The organism is Streptomyces sp. NPDC059456, assembly GCF_042750055.1.
Taxonomy (GTDB): Bacteria; Actinomycetota; Actinomycetes; order Streptomycetales; family Streptomycetaceae; genus Streptomyces.
Map to the genome: position 1 here is coordinate 1 of NZ_JBHYVA010000733.1, position 4,120 is coordinate 4,120.

3 protein-coding genes are annotated in these 4,120 nt (G+C 74.5%); all 3 read left to right on the plus strand.

Annotated elements, in window-relative coordinates:
- Nucleotides 1–584: 584 nt before the first annotated feature.
- On the plus strand, nt 585–1,247 hold the full coding sequence (locus ACFXA3_RS37370; RefSeq protein WP_385194829.1) for an NADPH-dependent F420 reductase: 663 nt from the start codon (nt 585–587) through the stop codon (nt 1,245–1,247).
- 148 nt (nt 1,248–1,395) lie between these two features.
- A complete protein-coding gene (locus ACFXA3_RS37375; protein ID WP_385194832.1) occupies nt 1,396–2,142 on the plus strand; it encodes a hypothetical protein in 747 nt (248 codons plus the stop codon).
- 109 nt (nt 2,143–2,251) lie between these two features.
- The gene (locus ACFXA3_RS37380) at nt 2,252–4,000 is read left to right on the plus strand and encodes a glycosyl hydrolase family 18 protein (RefSeq protein WP_385194834.1); all 1,749 of its coding nucleotides are present in this window, start codon (nt 2,252–2,254) and stop codon (nt 3,998–4,000) included.
- The last annotated feature ends 120 nt before the right edge of the window (nt 4,001–4,120 follow it).

Below are 4,120 nucleotides of genomic sequence, written 5' to 3' on the forward strand. Positions count from 1 at the left end.
CGCGCGCACCTGCCGGCGGCGGGGGGGGCTAACGGTCGCCGCTGCCCCGGGGGGGGGGCCGCCGGGGGGGGCCCCCACCCGTGTGTCCGGCCCCGGGTCAGGGGGACGCCGGCGTGGCCGCGGACGGTTCGCGGGTCGTGCGATATGGCCTGAATGCGACGCGGATGGCGTGCATGTGCCCGTCGGGGCGAACGCGTCCGGCGCACCCGCGCACGGCCGCCGGGCCCGGCCGCTTGGGGCTGCTCGTCGGCACCCCGCGCCAGCCGCTGTCCGCCGCGGGTCCGGTGTCTGTGATGGTCGGCTGCCCCTGGAGCCGGAACCCCATGCTGGTCCCTCGTGTCGGGTCACGTGTGCACGAACGAGCGGGACGGGGGCCCTGGCCGGCCGCGCGCCCGCTCGCCGCCCCGGTGGGCGGCACATGAATGAAACCCCACATAAGCGATCTTGTGAAAGTCCGATGGCCGGGAACCGGCCACTCGTACGGGGGAATCGGACGCGACGGCGCCGAACGCGGAATGCCCGGCGGCTTCCGGCGGTTCGGACTCCAGGCAGCACCCGACCACCCTGCACGCACTGGAGAGCTCATGAAGATCGGCATCATCGGCGCAGGCAACATCGGCGGCAACCTCACCCGTCGGCTCACCGCCCTCGGGCACGAGGTGTCCGTGGCGAACTCCCGCGGCCCCGAGACCCTGGCCGACCTCGCCAAGGAGACCGGGGCCACGCCCGTCACCGTCCCGGAGGCGGCCCGCGGCGCAGAGGTCGTCGTGGTCACGATCCCCCTGAAGAACGTGGCGAACCTGCCCGCCGGCCTCTTCGACGCGGCGGCGGAGGACTTCGTCCTCGTCGAGACCGGGAACTACTACCCGAAGCAGCGCGACGGCCGCATCGCCGAGATCGAGGACGGGGGCCTGACCGAGAGCCGGTGGAGCGAGCGCCGCCTCGGGCACCCGGTGGTCAAGGCCTTCAACGGGACGTACGCCCAGGACATCCTGGACCGGCACCGCCCGGCCGGGGATCCCGACCGCATCGCCCTCCCGATCGCCGGCGACGACGAGGCGGCCAAGCAGACCGTACGGGCGCTCGTCGACGAACTCGGCTTCGACACGGTCGACGCGGGCGGCGTCGACGACTCCTGGCGCCAGCAGCCCGGCACCCCCGTGTACGGGCTCCGGGCGGGGACCGACGCCGTGGTGAAGGCCCTCGCCGAGGCCTCCCCGGTGCGCCAGGAGGAGTTCAAGGCCTGACCGCTCCCGGGGCCGGCGCGCCCGCCCCGGCGTCCGGCCGGGTCCGGGCGTGCCGAACCGTGATCGAAGCGTCATCGACCGTGCCCCTGCGCCGGTGGTGAGCCCTTGTTACGGTCCAGCCCTCACGGGAGCCGTAGGAGGGCCGACCATGCACGTCAGACCCCGTCTGCTGACCGCTTCGGCGGTACTGGCGGCACTGTCCGCCGTTCTGATGGCGTGTACGGGGCACGCGGACCACCCGGCCGCCGCGCCCTCCCGGCCGGCGGCCGCCCGGCCCTCCGGCCCCGCGTCGCCGACGGTGACCGCGTCCGCCGCCCCGAGCGCCTCCGCGACGGTGACGGCCGCGCCCGCCTCAGCCTCCGCGTCCGTCACCGCGCCCCCGTCCGCGCCCGCCAAGGCGCCGGCCGCGGCCCCCGCCCCCGCGACCCGCCTGTCGCTGACCGCGGCCGCCGCGGGCGGCGGGCTGGACCTGGTCCGCGGAGGCCCCGCCAGGGAGTTCACGGTCACCGTCCACAACGGCAACTCCCGGGCCTACGGGCACCTGCTGATCGCCTTCCAGATGGAGCCCCTGCCCGGCGGACCCGGCGATCTCCCCGGGCCCGCCACCCCCTTCGTCCTGGAACACCGCGATCCGGCCACCGGCGCCTGGCGCTCCGTGGCCCTGCGCACGGCCACCGACGTCAAGCCGGCCGGCCTCTACGAGGGCGGCGCCGCCCTCGCCCGCGACGCCGTCCGCACCGAGCGGTACCGGCTGCGCGCCACCGCCGCCGGCCCCACCGGCAGCAGCCCGCTCATGGTGTACGCGATCGACACGGACGCCGCCGCCGACGCCCCGGCCGACTCGGGGCAGCCCGGTTACGGATCGCTGCCCTTCACCACCCGGCGTCTCCTGTAACTCTCGTTTCCCCCAAGATAATTGAAGAGGTCTGGACCCTTGACCCAAGGTTGGTCCAGACCAATCATGAGGCGTCCGCCCGTTCGCTCACGCCCCACCGGGAGCATCGATGAGACGTCCCAGGCCCCTGCATGCCCTGTCCGCGGCGCTCGCCACGGTCCTCGCATCCGCCGGCCTCGTCCTCGGGACCGGCGGCGCCGCCCACGCCGCGACCCCGCTGCCCGCGCACGTCTTCGCCCCGTACTTCGAGGCGTACTCCTCCGACAGTCCCGCCGACCTCGCCCAGAAGTCCGGCGCGAAGTACCTGACCATGGCGTTCGTGCAGACCGAGGCCAAGGGCTCCTGCACCCCGTACTGGAACGGCGACACGGGGCAGCCCGTCTCCGCCTCCGTCTTCGGCGCCGACTTCGCCACGATCCGCTCCCGCGGCGGCGACGTGATCCCCTCCTTCGGCGGGTACGCGGCCGACAACGGCGGCACCGAGATCGCCGACAGCTGCACCAGCGTGGACGCGATCGCCGCCGCGTACGAGAAGGTGATCACCACTTACGAGGTCTCCCGGCTCGACATGGACATCGAGGACAACTCGCTGACCGACAAGGCGGGCATCGACCGCCGCAACCAGGCCATCAGGAAGGTCCAGGACTGGGCCGCCGCGAACGGCCGCCCGCTCCAGGTCTCGTACACCCTGCCCACCACCACGAGCGGGCTCGCGGGCAGCGGCCTGGCGGTCCTCAAGAGCGCCAAGGCGGCGGGCGCCCAGGTCGACGTCGTGAACCTGATGACCTTCGACTACTACGACGGCGCCGGCCACGACATGGCGAACGACACCCGGACCGCGGCCACCGGGCTCCACGACCAGCTCGCCGCCCTGTACCCGGCCAAGACCCCCGCCCAGTTGTGGGGCATGATCGGCGTCACCGAGATGCCCGGCATCGACGACTACGGGCCGGCCGAGACGTTCACCACCGCAGACGCGAACGCCGTCCACGACTGGGCCACCGGCAAGGGCATCAACACCCTGTCCTTCTGGGCGCTCCAGCGCGACAACGGCGGCTGCCCCGGCACCGGCGGCTCCGACACCTGCTCGGGCATCGCCCAAGACCCCTGGTACTTCAGCCACGCCTTCGCGCCGTTCACCGGCGGCGGAGGCCCGGTCGCCGACGATTTCTCGCTCGCCGTCGCGCCCGGATCGGCCTCGGTCACCCCAGGCGGCTCCACCTCCGCCACCGTGAGCACCGCGGTCGTCTCCGGCACCGCGCACACCATCGCGCTGACCGCGTCCGGCGCACCCGCCGGAGTGAGCGCCGCGCTCGACCCGGCCTCGGTCACGGCGGGCGGCTCGGCCCGGCTCACGGTCTCCGCCTCGGCCTCGGCCGCACCGGGCACGTACCCGATCACGGTCACCGCCGCCGCGGGCGGGCTCACGCACTCCGCCGCCTTCACCCTCACGGTCTCCGGTCCGGGCGGCGGCAGCGGAGCCCTGGTCAACGGCGGCTTCGAGAGCGGGACCCTCGCCCCGTGGACGTGCGAGAGCGGCAGCGCTGTCGTGGCCACCCCGGCGCACGGGGGCTCGTACGCGCTGAAGACCGTCCCCACCGCCTCCCGGACCGGGGAATGCGCCCAGACCCTGACGCTGGCCCCGAACACGACGTACACGCTCGCCGGCTGGGTGCAGGGCAGCTACGCCTACCTGGGCGTGCGGGGCGGCGCGACCGCCAGTACGTGGACCGGCGCGGCGGGCTGGACGAAGCTGACGGTCCCCTTCACGACCGGCGCCTCCGGAACCGTCACCGTCTACCTGCACGGCTGGTACGGCCAGGGCGCGGTGTACGGGGACGACCTCTCGGTCGGCTAGATAGGCTCGGGCCCGGCCGCCCGGGGTCGCACCCCCCCCCCCCGGGGCGGGGGGTGACCCCCGAGGGGACACACCCCCGAACACGCGCGCACCCGGGCGCGAGACAGCTCGGGGGGGGGC

Excerpts from the sequence above, each read along its gene's own strand:
- ACFXA3_RS37370 (WP_385194829.1), top strand. The coding sequence starts at position 585 with ATGAAGATCGGCATCATCGGCGCAGGCAACATCGGCGGCAACCTCACC.
- ACFXA3_RS37375 (WP_385194832.1), top strand. The coding sequence starts at position 1,396 with ATGCACGTCAGACCCCGTCTGCTGACCGCTTCGGCGGTACTGGCGGCA.
- ACFXA3_RS37380 (WP_385194834.1), top strand. The coding sequence starts at position 2,252 with ATGAGACGTCCCAGGCCCCTGCATGCCCTGTCCGCGGCGCTCGCCACG.